This window comes from Proteus cibi, from assembly GCF_003144405.1.
Classification (GTDB): domain Bacteria; phylum Pseudomonadota; class Gammaproteobacteria; order Enterobacterales; family Enterobacteriaceae; genus Proteus; species Proteus cibi.
In genome coordinates, this window is record NZ_PENW01000010.1 from 151148 (window position 1) to 170416 (window position 19269).

Here is a 19269-nt window from a genome sequence, read left to right on the forward strand (position 1 = left end):
TTACTCTTCTTTCATTGCATCAGGATTTGCCTGCATTGGTGTCCGTACCTGACGTACATGTTCTTCCAACTCAATAAAAGAAGGTCTGTCTGCCAGAAAGAGGGTTTTACGTCCAAATTCAACAGCTATCTGTGGCGCATATCCATTCATGCTAGATAACAATGTTGTTTTGATGCACTCCATCATTTTCATTTGCTGACTAGAGCGCTGTCTGAGCCTAGATGCTAATGGTGAAATAAAACCATAAGCTAATAAAATACCTAAGAAAGTACCCACCATTGCGTGTCCAATTAATACGCCCATTTCACCGGCAGGTCTATCCGCAGCACCTAACGCATTAACAACACCCATAACCGCAGCAACGATACCAAACGCAGGGAGTGAATCCCCCATCGCAGATAAGCCTGTTGCCGGTACTTCGCTCTCTTCCTCAAAAGTTGCAATCTCTTCATCCATCAGAGATTCAATTTCATAAGGATTCATATTCCCTGTCACCATCAAACGCATATAGTCAGTAATAAAACTGAGCATATAAGCATCTTTCATAATGCGAGGATATTGGGAAAAAATGTCACTTTGTTGTGGGTTTTCGATATCTCTCTCTAATGCCAACATCCCGTTTTGACGAGCTTTTGACAATAAACGAAACATGAGTGCCATTAAATCCATGTACATCGCTTTATTGTAATTTGTACTACGAAGTAATTTCGGTAGGATCTTCATTGTCGATACAATTGCTCTACCATTATTACCTACAATAAAAGCACCGATACCGGCACCAAAGATGATTATAAATTCGGCTGGCTGGTACAATGCGCCTAAACTACCACCGACGAGAAGATATCCCCCGATGACGGCGCTCATAACCACGATATATCCTAAGAGTACTAACACGCGATATCCCTTTAGCTAATTTCGTTATGGAGAGAATGGCGAACATAGCAGCAAGAGATAGGAGGGGGAGAGGAAACGGTTCAGGTTATAGATAACTCAGCTCTATAACCTGATATTTAACTTTCAATCTCGAATCACATTGCAAACTGTTCAAGACCATCCAACAGTTGTAAGTTAATATCGGCAGGATTGGCGGAAAGTTTACGTTTTTTTATTGCGCGAGAAGGTGGCTGGCAAAGACTACAAACATAATTGCTAGCTGGCTGGTGTGCGTGTGTAATAAATGAACCATTACATTTGGTACAAACGGAAAGTTGCAACATGCCACTTTCAACAAAGCGTACTAATGTCCATGCTCTTGTTAGTGCTAAAATAGGTTCTTGATCTTTAACAGGTGGACATTGTTCTAAGTATAAACGATAAGCTTTAACAACAGCCTCAACGCCAACACAGCCACCATTTTTTAATAAAAAGCGATAAGCGTTATAAAACATTGAGGAATGGATATTTTGTTCCCATGTCATAAACCAATCCGTTGAAAATGGCAGCATTCCTTTTGGAGGGGGGCTCCCTCTTAATTCTTTGTATAATTTAATTAAACGGCCCCGACTTAATTGGGTTTCACTTTCAAGCATTTGCAAGCGGGCACCCAAGGTGATTAATTCCATTGCTAAGCGAATATCTTTCGCTTCTCGAACGATACTTTTCTCACTCATTGTTATGCCCGTTTCTTTGTCGCAGTAGTGTCTTGTTCCGATAACTGACGAAACAAGTTAGAAGAAAGAAGAATGCCAGTATGAATTTGTTGTAAATCATCCACTCTCGATTCTTTAGTGAGTTGTTCTATTGTTTCGCTGTCTTCAAACCGGAAATTACAGATTAGTTGGTTTGTTTCAGCCAACTTAACCAATTGAGGCAATGTAAGCTCTGCCAGTGCATCCGCCATAGAATCACTAATCCCAAGCCGAAACATTGCGGAAGCCTTTTCTTGGTTAATTAACCTTTGCGCCAAAAGCAAATACGATAAATTTATGTCATAAATATGCTTAAGCAATTCAACCGTACTCATCTCTTTACATCCCGTCCGATTATATTGAACAAAGAGGATCTCCCTAATGAAAGATCCCGAGGAAATTAATATAAATGTAATATTAAATTTCCAGGCCCCATTTTATGAACATGACACGTAGTAACACTACCTTGTATTACTTAGTTACGGTCATTTTCAAAAGTAGCGAAAAAAACATTTAAATTAAAAGTAAACTTTAAATGCTCGCCAATATAGCTCGTTAAGAATAATCCTAACGCGACAACTTTACTCCTTAACGATTAAGTTATTCAACGGATAAAGTAGTCTAATTTAAATACTATGTGAGTCACATCACAAAAAGATAATCATTATTATGGAATTAGTTCATTAACTATTCAAGTGATAAAAGTAATAAAACTCGGTGTAAATTAATAAGCTAATCTACCCAAATTAAAATATTAATGATAATTTTTTATTTTATACGATCTATTAAACTTATAAACCTAAAAATACAGCATAAAAATTTGACAAATCCACAATTGGGGATTTTTTTGATCACAGTAACATATATTGATATATTTCCTCCTCATCTTTATCTAAACAAGCTCCCTATATTTAATAAATATTTCTATAGATATTATTTTTTTCATCATTTACGTAAACCCTCATAAATGATCACTTTTTATTTACAATTTGATTAAAAAGCAACCAAATCTAATTATTTATAGTTATCCTAAATTTTTTCATTATTTTACAATGTAAATTATCATTAAAAATCAACAATATAAGTCAATGCATTTATTAAGCAGGACGATAAGTCATATAAAATTAAATTCTTAGTTATGCATCTTCCCCCTTAAATCATTGAATATTTATTTCCACATTATTAAAGTTTCAACTGTAACAATACAATTTAACTAATATTTATTAAGTACTATTTAACACTTAAATTACAGAACTCTTAATAAGTGTTTTATTGCCTGTAAATTATTCACAGAGAAATAATATCCATATATAGGTAAGTTTTTTTTATGAGTCATTGTATGCTTTATGAACAGCTTAAATTTTAAATTGCCATAATTCTAATATAAAAATAAAAGAATAGTTTTTATTTAATTAAATAAAAAACAACTTAACTTTAATTATTAAATCAAAATGGAATATAAAAATAATACAACATTTAACTTAAGTTAAATTAAAAAAAACACGTGTTTTTTTATAAAATAAAGTCACGATTTATTAATATAAAAAATAAAACCATCCCCCTCTTATTTTTCAGTACAAATAGATATATATTAACAAAATAATACGCAATTAATTAAAAATAGAATATCTAATGAAAAAGACAAAGGAAAAAAGGTAGGTTTATAAATCATACGCTTTATATCACACACCTTTTTTTTTATAAAAAAAGACATTTTTTGAAATATAAATTTCAATTTCATAAAAAAAGATCCCAAGATCTTCAATACAAAGTAATTAATTCATAAAATAATAAGACAAAATATAAATTCTGTTTTTCCCGTTATCCACATTATCTCAAGGCAATAAATAGTGACAATGGCAGATGTAGCACCCGAGGTTAACACTTGTATACATCGACTTTTTCAATGTAAAGCCAGAAAAATAAATATGATCGAAATAACATCTTATTGATTATTCTATTAACATTTGTGCGAACTAAAAAATATCAAATGTTACCTTTTGCTCTTAAAGCAGCCTTAACAGCAATTTGTTTTACTCTTACAAATGATGAGCATTGTTTCACTTTCTTTCCTATCATGCGGTTAGACTCTTTTTTTTAACCTAGCTAGCACAAGTCTCAAGACATTACAGAACCAAAAGTGCTGACTTCGTAACAACACCATTACTTAACAAAAGTTGATATTGACGGGCTTAAGAGCGTATACCGATTTCAATATCAGTATATTTTTACTTAACGCACTAAAATATATCTCTAAATATTTTTCTACTCTAACCATTAACTTGGCTCATTTGATTACCCTTTTTATGAGTAATTCTGAGTTTTAAAAGATTTTTCCGCTCTATCAAAACCTAATAAAAATATTGATATATCTAAATAATCAAGACTTATATCTCATTTATTAGATTAATCTTAAAAACCAATAACAGTGCTTAGTATTTTATACCCTAAAAGTATTCTAAATTTTTAGAAAAGGCAGGTTTTGAAAAATAGTGTAACCGTATTTTTCAAAAGTAATAATTGAGATTATTCATGGCGTGAATGCAAATACTTTGTGTATTGCTATCAATTCTATTGAATTGAGTTACATCGTTTTTAGTAAGTAAACATGAAATGATTGTTCGCCCTTTTATACCCGTCACTTTTTAAATGAGCGTTCCTTTTATACTTGGCTTTATCTTTTTTGGTATATCGAAAAAGGTCAATGCCACAATTATCCTTTATATATATTTTCACAGCAAATACTAATGGCAAATCCATTTCGTGCTAAGATAATTCTCCTTCTGTAATAAGTAAGATTTACATCCTTGACAAAGTTATAAATAATATAGTTTTGAAATTATTATTTTACTGAATGGAACGGGTGGTGTGTTTTTTCTACTCTTATTATAAGATTACTTGTTGGTATCATTTTTCCTACATGGTCTTTACAAAAAATCCTACAATTTTTCAAAAGATTTTCATTCATCAATGATTAGTGATTACAAACAACGTACCACAGCAATTCATCAGCTTTACTGTAGCAGTCTAAACTCACCATTTTCCTGAATTCTTCCCCATTTTTTGCAAGTTTAATTTGATTAAATTAAAAACATTACTCAAAAAATCACACTTAAATTAAATTCGATAAAAAATATTGGTAAAACTTTCACCAAATACATTGAAATAATTTGAGAGTATAATTCAGATATTAAAAAAAAATCCAATGTAATCAATGGAAAACATCGATTTTCAACCAAAATTCTATACTGCACTAAGCACCTTAATAACGATTTTTTGTCCTACAATACGCCTAAGTGCCTCATTTAATATGTAAACCATGAGTGGCAATCGCTTACTTTTTTTAGCTGGTTCTAATTATTAAAAACAAAATAAACAGAGATAAATCAAATCAGTCTAAAACGAGCGATTAATAAAGATGAGAAACCACATCAATTATACTCAAACGCTATCCAACATTTTTCATTCACAACTCATTATATACGGGTTAACCACAATACAAATAATTGCACATTAATCAATTTAGGTAAAAATGTTTGCTTTTATTAAAACGAAAATGAATATATTCCAGCCTATTACGTATTTTAATTATTTTTTTGAATGCATTTTCTATTTTTATTCCATAAAGTAATAGTTACAGAAATAATAATTACATAAACAAAATACTTTATTTCTATATGTCAGTAATAATACGTAAGATATGACCAAGATCTCATTACTTACATCATAGAAGTTAGTTTTAGAATTATATTTGTGTTCTAAATAATTTGAGGTTTGAATGGTAAAAATGTGAGATTTACTAAGAACATATCGAAGTATGTGATCAATGCTAATAAACAGAACCGACCACATAACCGTTTGAAATATGACAGTTCTATTACTTACAAATTACAAAGTTATATTCTTTATAACTTTTATCAATATTCATATTCCTTTTTGAAATAATTTTGTAATTTGATATCGACCTAGTCTCTGGATGACAAAAGAAAGCTCCCTAGAATGATAGGGAGCCTCAATAAGAAAGCGATGATCTTTACAAGACCTGTTAAGCGGGATGCTCTGCCGCTATTTTCCAATTAATAGCACTGACACTCTTTTCCAAACTGACTCTGCAAACAATCGCTTCTATCTCTTTTTGCTCGACAGGTGTTGCAAGCAATTCTGCACAAACTTCCAACTGACTAGGCATCAATGTATCAGCACTGCTTAAAGACTGTAATCGAACATGTAATCCATTTATGGCTTGTAAAATGAGTGTTCTAACTAAAACTTCATCTTCTTCATGACAAATAATTCGTATCGAGTAGCGTTGCTCAATATCTATTGCTTGGTGTTGTGGCTGAGCGTTTATCCGCTGAGCGGCTTCTCGTAGTAAAATATTCGCACAAAGAATAAGAAGTGTTGCTATAGTCGCTAATTGATATAAACCTAAGCCACATAACACGCCAATTCCTGCTGAACACCAAAGCGTTGCGGCTGTATTAAGTCCACGTATATTCATTCCTTCGCGCATGATCACTCCAGCACCAAGAAACCCAATCCCCGAAACAACTTGAGCTGCGATCCTGCCAGGACTATCTGGCGAGGTTTCTATTGAACTTAAAATAAAAACAGCCGCACCCGTTGCAACTAAAGCATTTGTTCTTAAACCCGCCATTCTTTGTCGCCATTGGCGTTCAGCACCAATCAAAGCACCAAGGCACATTGCTATCACGAGATTTAAAATATAAGGCGTCATCGTCATGTTTATTTCCTCGACATGATGATTAAAATCGATATGAAAATTTTGCTCTGATAATTCAGAGTGTTGAAATTAATTCATCGCCTTAGGTGGAGGAAATAAAGAGAAAAAAATGTAGCACATGAAGTTACCCTTCTTGTTTTAGTTGCATAAGGGAAATCATTTGGGTATGTGCATAATAAGAATATATAAGAAAGGAATATTGCAATGCACTGCCCACCAAAATGGTAAGCAGTTTTAGTGAAGAAAACAGCTTACCTATTATTTTGAATAAAATTATTCTCGGTTAATGGGTTTATCATTAACCTACAACTTTGTGTATCCAAGGTGCTTTCTCCTAACTAAAATTTAGGCAAAAGTATAAGAAACGGATTTTAAAATGTAAATGAACCGAACCTAAACGTCGGTCACTTTTGCTGTATTGGTCTAACAAATGTACCTTCACCGCCCTCTTTTTCATTAAAGAACCAAATTCCTTTTGGGTATTCAGGGAGTGATATTAAATACATTATACCCTCATTAAATTCTTCAATAAGCAGGATCGTTCCTTCACGATCGTCAACACCATCTGTTTTCACAACAACCTTATCATTAACCTGCATATTTTCTCCTGATAAATATTATCATTCTCTTTTTCTTTATTTTACCCATAAAGAAAAAGCCTGCCACCATAAGGTGACAGGCTTGAAGAAAATTTTTAAAAGGCTTTAAATTACAGTGCTGTTACGTTAGCAGCTGCTGGACCTTTTGCACCGTTTTCAATTGTGAATTCTACGTTCTGACCTTCAGCCAGAGTTTTGAAACCGTTACCTTGAATGGCAGAAAAGTGAACGAATACGTCTTTGCTTCCGTCTGCTGGAGTAATAAAACCAAAGCCTTTAGACTCGTTGAACCACTTAACTTGACCTTTCATTTTGTCAGACATGTGACTTTCCTATATATCAATAAAACGTTGCCTTCTCGGCATCTACTGGCCTGAACTACCTATAACTTATGGGCACACATGAAGAAAACGGTCAAAAAGCGATGCTGTTTAAAACTCATTAACTTAGAATGTCAATCATAAATCAGGTCTGTATTGAGGCCTTACTCATTAACGCATGAGACAAGTTTAATAGCAATAGTTTTATGCGTCTAAAGATTAAAAAAATGCGAATTGCACATTAAAAATACAATTCTTCCTCTATTTTTATCACTGTGCATAAAATTTATTTGATATTTTATCTCTATTATTAACAACAACTAAGAATATTCTTAATGGACTAACAATAACAGTTAATAGATGAATTTAAAAAAACTGTTCTACCCGCTTATCTTGTCCCCATGATAATCTAGTAACAAGAAACAAGTTTGCAACATTCATCTCTTAAGGTGTTTACAATGAATGTATTAAAAGAAATCTTAGAGCGTGATTTAGACCGTATCAATAAAGCAGAAAAAAGAGACGGAAAACCGCATTTTAATAGTCAGTTTTTAAAAAACCATATCTGGTTATGTATTAGCATGGTTCTCTCTTATATATTACTCGCTGCGTTATTAATTTATTCGCCTTACTTCGGTGTTATCTCGCTAGTTCTCTTTACGGTGATGTTCTTAGTGATGGCGGGTATCTTGTTATTTGATATAAAACCTATCTATAAATTTGAAGATATTGGTGTTCTCGATTTACGTGTCTGCTATAACGGTGAATGGTATACCTTTGAAAAACTCTCTGATGACGCCATAAATGAGATCTACCAGCACCCTGCGATATCTCAACAAATAAAAGAAGATATTCGCGAGATTATTAGTAAAAAACAAGAAATTCATTTTTACGATGTGTACTTGATGGCATTTGATCCCGTTCAACAATCAATTTCAGCATCACTATTATCCTCTCAAGCCTAATTGATTCTCCGTGTTACATACAAAAACACGGAGAATAACTTCTATTATTTAGCCACTTTGTCGATAAACCAATCAAATAGATATTTAATCCACTTTTAACGTTGACACTCTGATATATCATCGTTATTATGCGCCTCGTTCTCAAGAGAACTCGCTTCCTCCATAGTTCAGTCGGTAGAACGGCGGACTGTTAATCCGTATGTCACTGGTTCAAGTCCAGTTGGAGGAGCCAAATTTAGAAAAGCCCGCGCTATTACAGTGCGGGCTTTTTGTTTTCTGCACTTTCATCATCTAAATCAGCGACCTAAATCTAATCTGTATTAATATCTTGATTAATAGATAGCTAATTAATGTCTAGCAAGATAAATCCCTAATCTGCTATCCCAATAATTTCTTGTTTTAGATGTTTTTTATACGCTTCAACATCCTGTTCAATTTGCGGTTGTTTCACAACATCGAACATTCCGAAGGTTTTTAATCCTTCCATACCCAAAAATTGGTTCGCTTTATGGAATGGGAAATAGACAGCATCAATACCTTTTCCTTCAAAAAACTGTTCTTGCTCATCAAAAGATCTAAGGGGCGCATTCCAAGTTACAGAGAGAAGATACTTTTTTCCTTGTAATAATCCACCTGAGCCATATTTTTTCGATGGATCTTTTCGTGTACGACCATCATCAACATACATTTTGCCGTATCCAGCACTAAATACATCATCAATATATTTTTTTAAGATCCAAGGACCTTCCATCCACCATGCTGGCATTTGATAAATAATGACATCAGCCCATAAGTATTTTTCAACTTCTTCGTCATTATCATATCCATCATCAATGCGTGTTGATTGCACATTGATCTGATGTGAAGACAACAATTCTGTGGCAATTTGCGTTAAATGGTCGTTGAGTTTCCCTTCAGAACCATCAAACTCTTTGGCAGCATTAATAATAAAAACATTGGTCACTTCAAAACTCCTTTGCATACACACCATTAATAAACTGACTGTAACGCAATTATCTATTACTGCCTTAACTCATTTCTCCATTATTCTTGCCTAATAATCCAAAGATATCCTTTCTGAACCCGATACGTTTAGCCGTTGAATATCTTTTAAGGGTGATAACCCAAATAATCGTTGATATTCACGACTAAACTGTGATGGACTTTCATACCCCACAATAAATGCCGCTTCAGAAACATCACTCATTTCAATCAACATGATCCTTCTCGCCTCATTCAGCCGTAACCATTTTTGATATTGCAATGGTGTCATGCCAATTCGTTTTTTAAAGTGAAAATGAAATGAAGAAGTGCTCATACCCACTAATGTGGTGAGATCTTCAATCCGAATGGTTTTGCGATAATGTTGTTTAATCCAATCAAGTGCATGACTAATTTGCCGACACTGAGGATGTTGCGATGCTAATAGTTGCTGACGTGCACCATCATTTGATCGTAATAAGTAATAAAGGATCTCTTTTTGGATCAAAGGGGCTATAAAAGGGGCATCCTCTGGTGTATCTATTAGTTTTATAAGCCTTGTTACTGCTTGTAAGATTGGTGCGGTTGCTGGAACAATTTGTTGAGCTCGGATCTGGCTATTTTCTTGTAGTAATTCAAACTTATTTTCAGCTAGCAGTTCAGGTAATAGCGTGAGATCTAATTTTAGCAATATTGCTAAAAAAGGCGTTTCTTTTGAAGCTTCACACACTTTAGCAAAGGTGGGGATTTCTGATGATGTTAGAAGCATATTCATAGGACGATAACAATTTGTCTCTAGCCCTATTGTTATCTGCTTTGCACCTTGTGCAGCAATAGCCAAACTTGGTTCATACATCCAACCTTCTGACTCTGTCATAGAAGTATACCGACATAATGCTAAACCAGAAACGGCAGTATCCCATCCCCCTTCTTTATCTTTTGTATGTAGAAGAAGTGTTTTTTTAAATTGTTCAAACTCTAATACCATCGGTACTGATAAATTCGTAGTATCCATCGTCTCTGGATCTTTAACTCGTCTTTGAATTCGTCAGATTGTATTACTAAACAGTATGAAAAACCCTCTTTTAAAAAATACCTTATCGTTTTTCTCAAAATAAGACATATTTCATCCAGTAGAAATATAATTTCGCATATTATTTCTACTGATAACCATTTATTTTTTATACATTTTTGTCAAAAAAGAAACAATCTGATGCACTCTTGAGCAAACAGTTATTTTTTTCATTTTTTTACTTTACAAGGTGAGCGAGGATAGCTATTATTCGCCTCGTTCTCACGAGAACTCGCTTCCTCCATAGTTCAGTCGGTAGAACGGCGGACTGTTAATCCGTATGTCACTGGTTCAAGTCCAGTTGGAGGAGCCAAATTTAGAAAAGCCCGCGCTATCACAGTGCGGGCTTTTTGCTTTCTATTTATCCGTAATTTTTATTCCTCTATTTTCTTATTTATTTCTTTTATATCTTTTGCATATCCATCTTATCTGTATCTGCTATTTCAATGCCGTGTTAGTGCAAAATCATCAATAAAAGAGTGTGTTTTTATAAGATTATTTCAATCAACACTATTCCACTGACTGTTTTTTAAACTCAAAACCACCTTATTTGATTTAAAAACCATAAACTAGTTATTTTTTAACCACTTAAACTATTATTTCACTTTTTTTACTTTACAAAGTTCATCACCCTCGCTATTATTCGTCTCGTTCTCACGAGAACTCGCTTCCTCCATAGTTCAGTCGGTAGAACGGCGGACTGTTAATCCGTATGTCACTGGTTCAAGTCCAGTTGGAGGAGCCAAATTTAGAAAAGCCCGCGCTATCACAGTGCGGGCTTTTTGCTTTACATCTTTTCAAATATCAATACCTTTCTTATTTTTCTATCTATTTTATTTTTCAGATCTCAGCGTTGCCCGTGAAATACGTTATCTCTTTATTTATTATCTTTATCTTCAGTTTTCAGGGTGAAAAAATAATCATTTTAAAATATTCACTGCCTCCTTTTTAGATTATCTGTTTTAGAAACACACAATGTGTTGTTTATCTATGCACTTAAACAAATATCGTCGATTGTCCTTTGACATATCAAATCACCCACTATATGATACACGCCACTTAATGATGTTCCTCCATAGTTCAGTCGGTAGAACGGCGGACTGTTAATCCGTATGTCACTGGTTCGAGTCCAGTTGGAGGAGCCATTTCTTTTTGTGTCACCCTCGTAACCTTTTGATTTTATTCTCTGTTTCACCTTACATCATTCCAAAAATATAATAAAAAAATGCGATTAAATGGTAGCTATTTAATCGTTTTCGTATTAGCATACGTTTCCGGCTTGACTATCTAGTCCAATCCAATCCTTGATCTTTCGATTTTCCTAAGACACACGGAGCCGGTATATGACCACTGCACAACCTATCACCCTCACTATTCGCCGCCCTGATGATTGGCATGTTCACTTTCGTGATGATGACATGCTAAAAACTGTTGTTCCTTATACCAGTCGTTACTTTGGCAGAGCTATTGTCATGCCAAACCTTGTTCCACCGGTTACAACAATTGAAGCTGCTCGCACTTACCGTGATCGCATCAAAGCCGCTATTCCTGCCACAGATAACTTCGAACCGTTAATGACTTGCTATTTAACAGATAGCACACAGCCTTCAGAAGTCGAACAAGGTTTCTTACAAGGTGTTTTTACTGCTTGTAAACTTTATCCTGCAAATGCAACAACTAACTCAAGCCATGGTGTATCTGATATTACAAAGATTTATCCGATCTTAAGTGTGATGGAAAAAATCGGCATGCCATTGCTGATCCATGGCGAAGTCACGGCTTCAAGTATTGATATTTTTGATAGAGAAGCACGTTTCATTGATAGCGTTATGTCTCCTGTACGTAAACAATTTCCTGAGCTAAAGATTGTTTTTGAACACATTACAACTAAAGAAGCCGCTCAGTATGTATTAGAAGGAAATGAATTTCTCGGTGCCACCATTACTCCGCAACATTTAATGTTTAACCGCAATCATATGTTGGTTGGTGGTGTAAAACCTCACCTCTATTGCTTACCTATTCTTAAACGTAACGTTCACCAAGAAGCACTAAGAGAAGCGGTTGCATCAGGAAATTCTCGCTTTTTCTTAGGTACAGATTCTGCCCCTCACTTACAACATCGCAAAGAATCATCTTGTGGTTGTGCTGGGGTATTTAATGCACCAACTGCACTGGCAGCTTACGCAACCGTATTTAAAGAACTCAATGTATTACAACACTTTGAAGCATTCTGTTCTCTAAATGGCCCTCGTTTTTATGGTTTACCCGTTAATGAAGGAACCATCACATTAACTGAAAAAGCGGTTGAAGCTCCAGCACAAATCCTTTGTGGTAATGAAGCACTGATCCCGTTCTTAGCAAATGAAAATATTCATTGGGATATCACTGTCGATTAATCCTCCCCCTTGATATTTATCTAAAATGCACCATATAACATTTGTTCGACTGTTAATGGTGCATTACTCTTTTATCAGAGCCAGCACACATTTTTTTGTAATAACAAAAATTTATCTTTGTAATCACGATAAATCTCGTATACTGAAAAGTAACCACTTTGTGTGGGCGCTTCTCTCTTAGTCAAAACCGGTTGTATGATTAGGAGGTATTATGAGTAGAAAAAATGAAGTTATTCAGACACATCCTGTTGTAGGCTGGGACATCAGTACCGTTGACATCTACGATGCCATGATGTTGCGTTTACATTATCTTCCTGAAAACGAACATCATCCAGAAAACGCAGTTGTAGATAAGACACTTTGGCTCACAACAGATATCGCGAAGCAGTTGATTCATATTCTTCAAGCAGGTATTGATAAAATTGAGTCATCTGAAGATTCTGTTACAGACAACACCAAGCATTAATAAAAAGATCTAGAAAAGATAGCGAACACAAAGCAGGAGTACGTGGTACTCCTGTTCTCATTTTATTTCTCTACAATCCTCTGTTACATGTTATTTATATCCATATAAACCCGACCTTCTGTATATTAATAATTAGTTATATTAATAAATCAACTTCCATTTAATGAAAAAATAATCATAACATTTTTATTCGATATATCTTCAAAAAAAGAGCATATAAGCCGAATTGACATAAAATAAGGTTATCTTTATTTTAATAAATCAAAACAGCTACAAACAAGGAAGTTATTCGTGAAAGTATTAATTATTGACGAATGTTTTTTTACTCGTAATGGTATAAAACATTATTTTTCGAAAAAAAATGTAAGACATGAGATAATTGATATATCATCTATACAAGAAGCCAATAATTATATTAATCACTCAATGCCAGATATTATATTTATTGATCTCACAAAATATTGTCGAGAAATAGCACATTGTCCACATTTGCAACTTTTTTTTATTTCGACAAAAAGCTGTCGGCTTTATCTTTACATTGATGCTAACTACCCAGACAAAGAACGACCTATTGCATTGACAAATAACTGTTTTATTCTCCCTAAAAAGATACTTCCTTGGGTGCTTGAAAAGACATCATTGTTTACTTCTCGGTGCCAAGTTTTCTTTCCAACCTATAAACATTCGTTATGCTCTATTTTTAGTTTACAAGAACAAAAAATTATTAATTATTGGATGAATGAAATACCAAATCATCAAATTGCTAAAAAACTGTCCATTAGTAGTAGCACAGTATATTCACACAAAAGGCATATTACCGAAAAGATTAATGTGAAAAATCGAATTGAATTATTTTTCATATATAATATTTTAAAATACATATATGAGAAATAATCCTATTAAATTTCAATCAAATAAGGAATAGAAGAAAAAAGGAGTCCAATTCCCATTATTACTCACTGTAAATGAGGTGGCTAATAGGCGTGTTTGCCACCTTAAATTTATTATAATATTATGTATGTAGGGTACATATGATATTAAAATAATTAAACTAATAGCGCCCTATCTTATACAAGATATAACGTAAAACTGATTTGTAGGGCAATCACTTCACTCTTCTTTAATAGAGAGTGAAGTGATGATTTAAAATATCAATTTGATAATTAAGCGATGCGCTCAATCTTAGCAGGTAAACCTTGACGCACAGATGCACCCGATACCCAATCTAACCACGTATTAGTAATTTGACGTGTAGGATCAGCAAACCCTAAATCATTCAGGTTGATACCGCTGCCAATACCTTTATCCATCGGTAATGGTTGTTCATCTAAGTAATGCTGACGAGAGCCTAACTCTTGATGCCCATATCCATGTTCAATCGCTAGAACGCCAGGCATTACGCCATCAAGTAAGCTAATTTCAGCTTCAACTTGTCCACCAGGTGTCACAATGCGAACTTTATCACCATGATTAACACCCCATTTTTTACCATCTTGAGGATTAATTGCGACTAAATTACTCGGTTTTACCATTCTTAAACGCTGGATCATGCTGGTTGAACTGCTCACCACATGAGACTTAAAGGACATTAATTTTAATGGCCACTGCTCTTCAGGATAGTGTTGATGAATATCACTACCATCCGATAAACGTGGTGGATAATAAGTTGGGCAACCACTATAACGTTCACCTGTTATTGCATGATGATTTTTCGCAACCTCTTCATTCCAAATCTGTAATGGCTTTTTCCACTGTGGTCCAGTTTCATCACCATTCCATGCTTTTTCATAAGGTGCAAAACGACCCCCTCGTGTATAGATATACGCAACTTGAAGGACTTCTTCATTTTTTAACGTTGAGGTTATTGCAGGTAAAATACGGTCTACACCACTCAATAAAATATCTTCATTGGTTGCTGGTGCAACAGGTTTTTCTCCCATAAATGCCATATTGGCTGCAACACGTAAATAATAGTCTTCTGCACTATTGATTGGATAGAAGTTACCCTCCATATCTTCAATCGCTTTTTCACCAAAACCGGGTAAATCTAAAGCTTTTGCCACAGCGATGCAGAATGTTTCCATTGAAATTGGCTGCCCTTCTGCGGTTTTTGCAACACGAGGTTCAATAATCGGCCAGCGCGCTGTACTTGCTTTAGTTTGAACACCAGACCAAGGCGCACTAAATCCCCAGCTTTCAAAGTTATGCGTATCTGGAACAATATAATCCGCCAACGCAGTGGTTTCATTCATAAAAGCATCAATACCAATAATTAAAGGTAAATGCTTAGGATCTTTCAAGCGTTCTTCCATCACTTGGCGAATACCCGCAATCCCATATATAGGGTTGGTCATATTCGTTATCCATGCTTTTAATGAATAAGGATAACCGGCTAATGCGGAGCCTAACTGTTCAGTTAATTGTCCTGCAGCAAACGGATACCAAGGTGCTTTGGCTGGGTATGGAGATTCGCCTTTCTCTACACGCTCACGGTACTCATCAGATTTTTCATAAGCGGCTTTACTGCGTGATAACACCATACCTTTTGGTTTAACTTTACCTTTAAAGCTATCCATTTTGTAACATGGGCCATCGGTTGCACCATTAAACTTACCGCCACCAACAGATACCCCACCTTTAAGGTTTAAGTTACCGATTAGCGCATTAAGCATAATCACGCTCCACGCGGTATAGAAACCATTCCCACCCATCATGCCGCCATGAGAGATCACCGCAGCTTTTCGGCCATAAGCGGTAAATTCTCGACCTAATGCAACAATTGTTGTTTCTGGTACTTTACAGCGCTCACTATATTCTGCCAGTGTCATACGTTTAGCGGCTTCATCAAGTAATTGGAAGCTCGATTTTACGGTAACTTCAGCACCTGTTTTTAATGTAACTTTATGCGTTGCAAACAGTTCAGCACGATCAATTTTTGTTGCTGGTGTTAATTCACCCTCACGTGAGAGAACCAAGTTGACTTCTTCCCCCTCAGCAACATCATTAAAATGTGCAGTGGTCAGCATTTGCCCTGACAGAGGATGTTTTTCATCACAGATCACAAGGTGAGTCGCATTCGTCCAGCTTTTCTCACCCACATTTTTCATTGAAACTTCGCTTGGTACTGACAGATATTCTGCATTATAGCGATTGTTCTCAATGATCCAGCGGATCATCCCCATCACCAAAGCCGCATCCGTTCCTGGTTGAACAGGAACCCAATGCCCATGATCGTTGGCTAATGTCGTTGTTAAAGGTAAAGCCGGTGCAACAACCACATAATTAAACGAATCTCTCATTCGCGCATTAGCTAACTGACGACCTTGACGCTTAAATGGGTTACCTGATTGTGCTGGTGATGTTCCTAAAAATAGCGCAAATTCAACGTAATCCCAATCAGGCTTAACGTGGGCGTTCTTATCTAAATCATTCATTAACGCACCCGAGCCAGCACGGTACGCTAATCCACAATAAGAGCCATGAGCACCAAAGTTTTTACTACCAAATGAGTTTTGAGCAAAGCGACGAATAAACGTATCACGTCCATCATCCCCCGCATTTGTCATCAATAATTGGTTCGCTTTAGGACCTAAAGCGGGTTGCTTTGGATCAATTAACGTCTCTAAATCACGAATGGCACGTAAACCATCAACATGACCTTCACCAAACAGATCGCCACCTTCAACAATTTCTTGGATCAACTGCTCAAAACTGATGCGTTTCCATTTACCTTCACCGCGTTTACCCACGCGTTTCATCGGTTCAAGAATACGTGTTGGGCTATCAAGGCTTTCCATCATAGTGGCACCACGAGCACAAGCCGTAGAGCGATTTTCTAAACCGCTTTCCCCCCCCATTTTTTCAAATGCTTCTTTAATTGGCATGTTATAGCCAAAATGATGATCATGAGAAAGTGGGTGATAAGGATTACCTGCAATACGTAAAACTTTATTATTTGCTCTATCAACACGAGCACGCACACCGCATTGTGTCCAGCAACCAAAACATTGCGTCATACAAACCGATTGATCTGTATTTGCTTGCCATTTTGCGTCTTTGACAACTTTACCTTCAGGTAATAAAGAGTTTCCGTTGATCCTATCAAGTGTCACTTTGCCTGATGTGCCATCAACTAAACCATCTATGGCACGTTTAGCAACATCACGGTAGCTGGCAGCAAATGCGGCAATACCACCGATAACTAACCCACCTTTAAGCCATTGACGTCTTGTAAACTTAGCCATGCTGCACTCTCCTGACAACCCAACGAATACTTTCTCTAAATAAAATGGTTAACGCTATCCACAATCCAAATGTACCAACAATTGCCATCAGTCCATCATTACCTAGCGTAAACTCATAAGGGTTTGTAATTATGTTATATTTTGGAATGTATTGAGCACCCATCAACATTAACCAACGTAATACCCACGCAAGTCCCATTGATACAAATGCCATGATGGTAATAAATGCAACCGAACGTGCTTGTTTTGCCATCAAAAGTCCCATCGCGACAGAGATGCCCCATAGTACGATAACGCCCATGGCACTCCACCAGCCAAGACTTCCCATTGCTAATTGTTCTCTAATTGCTTGACCTGAAATCGTATCGCCAGCAACCCAAAAACCCGTACATACTGCTAATAACATCAGCGAACTCACAAACCACATCGCTAATTCACGCTGATGTACAGGTTCACGACGTGTACCCAATGCGAGTAATGTCGGTAATACTTGCATTGCACTAAAAAACAGTAGTATTGGTAGCCAGTAGGTATACAGCACAGGTCTTGCTTTTAAGATAGAAGCTTCACGACCTGTGTATAACAGCAAGCCAATCGCAGTTAATGAACAAGCTAATGCTATCCAACGCGTTAATTTGTATTCACGTTTCCAGACTAAGCGAACAACCATCGCAGCAAAGTAAAGCATGCTAAATGCTGAGAATAACGGCAGTAATAGCGAGCCCCATGCCATCCATGACCACGGTGTTGGATAAGCATAAAAATGCCACACACGTGCTGTTTGGTGTAAATCTGCCGTTAAAGCAAGTGGTGCCGTAATACCGGCAGTGACTGCAATAAATACAGCAACTGCTTCTAAACGTTGATTACCTGTACGACCTTTCCAGCACTGCCAGCACGCATAAAGCGTTGCACTACAAGCAATACCGATAAAAAAGAAATATTGCACAGCCCAAGGTAACCAAAAATATTCTTGAGGGATCGCGATGACTTCTTGAATTTGAGAAACTTGCGAGATCATGAGTGAACCTCCTGCTGCCATAATGCGGGTTGTCCTTGACCGACTAACGGTTGTACAAATGCATCATCGAGGCCAAGATAGAAAACTTGTGGCAATGTACCGCTTTCTGGTTTTAATACTTTCAGTTCTTTTTCGTGTGTACGCAGCATTTTGCTGATAGTGCTATCAGGATCTTTCATATCACCGATAATACGCGCACCGCCGACACAAGATTCCACACACGCAGGCAGTAATCCAACTTCGAGGCGATGTGCACAGAAAGTGCATTTATCTGCTGTTTGTGTTGAGTGATTAATAAAACGTGCATCATAAGGACATGCTTGAACACAATAAGCACAACCAACACAACGTTCATTATCAACAACAACAATGCCGTCTTTACGTTGAAAAGTCGCTTGAACAGGGCAAACAGGTACACAAGGTGGTTCATCACAATGGTTACACAATCTAGGCAGTAAGACGTTGGTTATCCCCTCTTGCCCCTTGATAGCAACCTGATATTGGTTTACTGTCGTCCTAAATTGTCCTTGAGGAGTCTGATTTTCAATATTACAGCTTACTGTACAGGACTGGCACCCTACACAACGGCGTAAATCAATCAGCATTCCGTAACGTTTATCTTCCGAGCCTTCACGACGCTCAGGTGATAATTTAATGCTGGCTTCAGCTAAAGGAACTATTGAAGCACCCGCAGTAAGGACCCCTAATTGTTGTAAAAATTTTCGTTTTCCAAGATCCATATTTGTCTCCAGCATCACTCAATAACACAATCTCACTATGAGTGAAGGAAATAGAAATTAAAAAGTATGTGTTTTGTTATAAGTGCATTGTAA

At 36.0% G+C, this 19269-nt stretch carries 15 protein-coding genes and 4 tRNA genes; 8 read left to right on the top strand and 11 right to left on the bottom strand.

Features of this window, described 5'->3' with window-relative positions:
• The 6 genes from motA to cspE form a co-directional block, all read right to left on the bottom strand.
• Entirely contained in the window at positions 1 to 894 is an 894-nt protein-coding gene (gene motA, locus DK865_RS06365) for a flagellar motor stator protein MotA (RefSeq protein WP_036912690.1), read from the bottom strand.
• Positions 895 to 1028: 134 nt separating this feature from the next.
• The gene (gene flhC / locus DK865_RS06370; protein ID WP_006533207.1) at positions 1029 to 1610 is read right to left on the bottom strand and encodes a flagellar transcriptional regulator FlhC; all 582 of its coding nucleotides are present in this window, start codon (positions 1608 to 1610) and stop codon (positions 1029 to 1031) included.
• Positions 1611 to 1612: 2 nt separating this feature from the next.
• Positions 1613 to 1963: a flagellar transcriptional regulator FlhD gene (flhD, locus tag DK865_RS06375; RefSeq protein WP_023581798.1), complete on the bottom strand. Its 351-nt coding sequence runs from the start codon at positions 1961 to 1963 to the stop codon at positions 1613 to 1615.
• A 3710-nt stretch (positions 1964 to 5673) separates the two neighbouring features.
• On the bottom strand, positions 5674 to 6372 hold the full coding sequence (locus DK865_RS06380) for an MgtC family protein (RefSeq protein WP_072068540.1): 699 nt from the start codon (positions 6370 to 6372) through the stop codon (positions 5674 to 5676).
• Between the two features lie 404 nt (positions 6373 to 6776).
• The gene (dsrB, locus tag DK865_RS06385) at positions 6777 to 6971 is read right to left on the bottom strand and encodes a protein DsrB (RefSeq protein ID WP_023581794.1); all 195 of its coding nucleotides are present in this window, start codon (positions 6969 to 6971) and stop codon (positions 6777 to 6779) included.
• A gap of 110 nt (positions 6972 to 7081) precedes the next feature.
• Positions 7082 to 7294: a transcription antiterminator/RNA stability regulator CspE gene (gene cspE, locus DK865_RS06390; RefSeq protein ID WP_004243573.1), complete on the bottom strand. Its 213-nt coding sequence runs from the start codon at positions 7292 to 7294 to the stop codon at positions 7082 to 7084.
• Between the two features lie 455 nt (positions 7295 to 7749).
• Here cspE and DK865_RS06395 point away from each other — a divergent pair, with 455 nt between their 5' ends.
• Together DK865_RS06395 and DK865_RS06400 are read left to right on the top strand one after the other, a co-directional pair.
• Positions 7750 to 8256, top strand: a complete 507-nt coding sequence (locus DK865_RS06395) for a YlaC family protein (protein ID WP_109391464.1) — start codon at positions 7750 to 7752, stop codon at positions 8254 to 8256.
• A gap of 156 nt (positions 8257 to 8412) precedes the next feature.
• A tRNA-Asn gene (locus DK865_RS06400) sits at positions 8413 to 8488 on the top strand.
• A gap of 138 nt (positions 8489 to 8626) precedes the next feature.
• On the opposite strand, the gene DK865_RS06405 is transcribed toward DK865_RS06400, so the two are convergent.
• Both DK865_RS06405 and DK865_RS06410 read right to left on the bottom strand, forming a co-directional pair.
• Positions 8627 to 9220, bottom strand: a complete 594-nt coding sequence (locus tag DK865_RS06405; protein WP_109391465.1) for an NAD(P)H-dependent oxidoreductase — start codon at positions 9218 to 9220, stop codon at positions 8627 to 8629.
• Between the two features lie 90 nt (positions 9221 to 9310).
• The gene (locus DK865_RS06410; protein WP_228407732.1) at positions 9311 to 10252 is read right to left on the bottom strand and encodes an AraC family transcriptional regulator; all 942 of its coding nucleotides are present in this window, start codon (positions 10250 to 10252) and stop codon (positions 9311 to 9313) included.
• Positions 10253 to 10546: 294 nt separating this feature from the next.
• Between DK865_RS06410 and DK865_RS06415 the strand changes: the two genes are divergently transcribed.
• The 6 genes from DK865_RS06415 (at position 10547) to DK865_RS06440 (ending at position 14065) form a co-directional block, all read left to right on the top strand.
• Positions 10547 to 10622 (top strand) — tRNA-Asn (locus tag DK865_RS06415).
• A 356-nt stretch (positions 10623 to 10978) separates the two neighbouring features.
• Positions 10979 to 11054, top strand: a tRNA-Asn gene (locus DK865_RS06420).
• A gap of 324 nt (positions 11055 to 11378) precedes the next feature.
• Positions 11379 to 11454, top strand: a tRNA-Asn gene (locus DK865_RS06425).
• A gap of 198 nt (positions 11455 to 11652) precedes the next feature.
• Positions 11653 to 12705: a dihydroorotase gene (pyrC, locus tag DK865_RS06430; RefSeq protein WP_109391466.1), complete on the top strand. Its 1053-nt coding sequence runs from the start codon at positions 11653 to 11655 to the stop codon at positions 12703 to 12705.
• Positions 12706 to 12916: 211 nt separating this feature from the next.
• Positions 12917 to 13171 carry a biofilm formation regulator BssS gene (bssS, locus tag DK865_RS06435; RefSeq protein ID WP_023581791.1) on the top strand — a complete coding sequence of 85 codons (255 nt, stop codon included), beginning with the start codon at positions 12917 to 12919 and terminating at the stop codon, positions 13169 to 13171.
• A 291-nt stretch (positions 13172 to 13462) separates the two neighbouring features.
• Entirely contained in the window at positions 13463 to 14065 is a 603-nt protein-coding gene (locus tag DK865_RS06440) for a response regulator transcription factor (RefSeq protein WP_036912684.1), read from the top strand.
• A gap of 269 nt (positions 14066 to 14334) precedes the next feature.
• On the opposite strand, the gene ttrA is transcribed toward DK865_RS06440, so the two are convergent.
• Genes ttrA through ttrB form a run of 3 tightly spaced genes read right to left on the bottom strand, consistent with a single transcriptional unit; the run spans position 14335 to position 19176 of the window.
• Positions 14335 to 17415 carry a tetrathionate reductase subunit TtrA gene (gene ttrA / locus DK865_RS06445; RefSeq protein WP_023581790.1) on the bottom strand — a complete coding sequence of 1027 codons (3081 nt, stop codon included), beginning with the start codon at positions 17413 to 17415 and terminating at the stop codon, positions 14335 to 14337.
• On the bottom strand, positions 17408 to 18436 hold the full coding sequence (gene ttrC / locus DK865_RS06450) for a tetrathionate reductase subunit TtrC (protein WP_109391467.1): 1029 nt from the start codon (positions 18434 to 18436) through the stop codon (positions 17408 to 17410). Before ttrC ends, ttrA begins: the two co-directional genes overlap by 8 nt.
• Positions 18433 to 19176, bottom strand: a complete 744-nt coding sequence (ttrB, locus tag DK865_RS06455) for a tetrathionate reductase subunit TtrB (RefSeq protein ID WP_109391468.1) — start codon at positions 19174 to 19176, stop codon at positions 18433 to 18435. Before ttrB ends, ttrC begins: the two co-directional genes overlap by 4 nt.
• Positions 19177 to 19269: the final 93 nt, after the last annotated feature.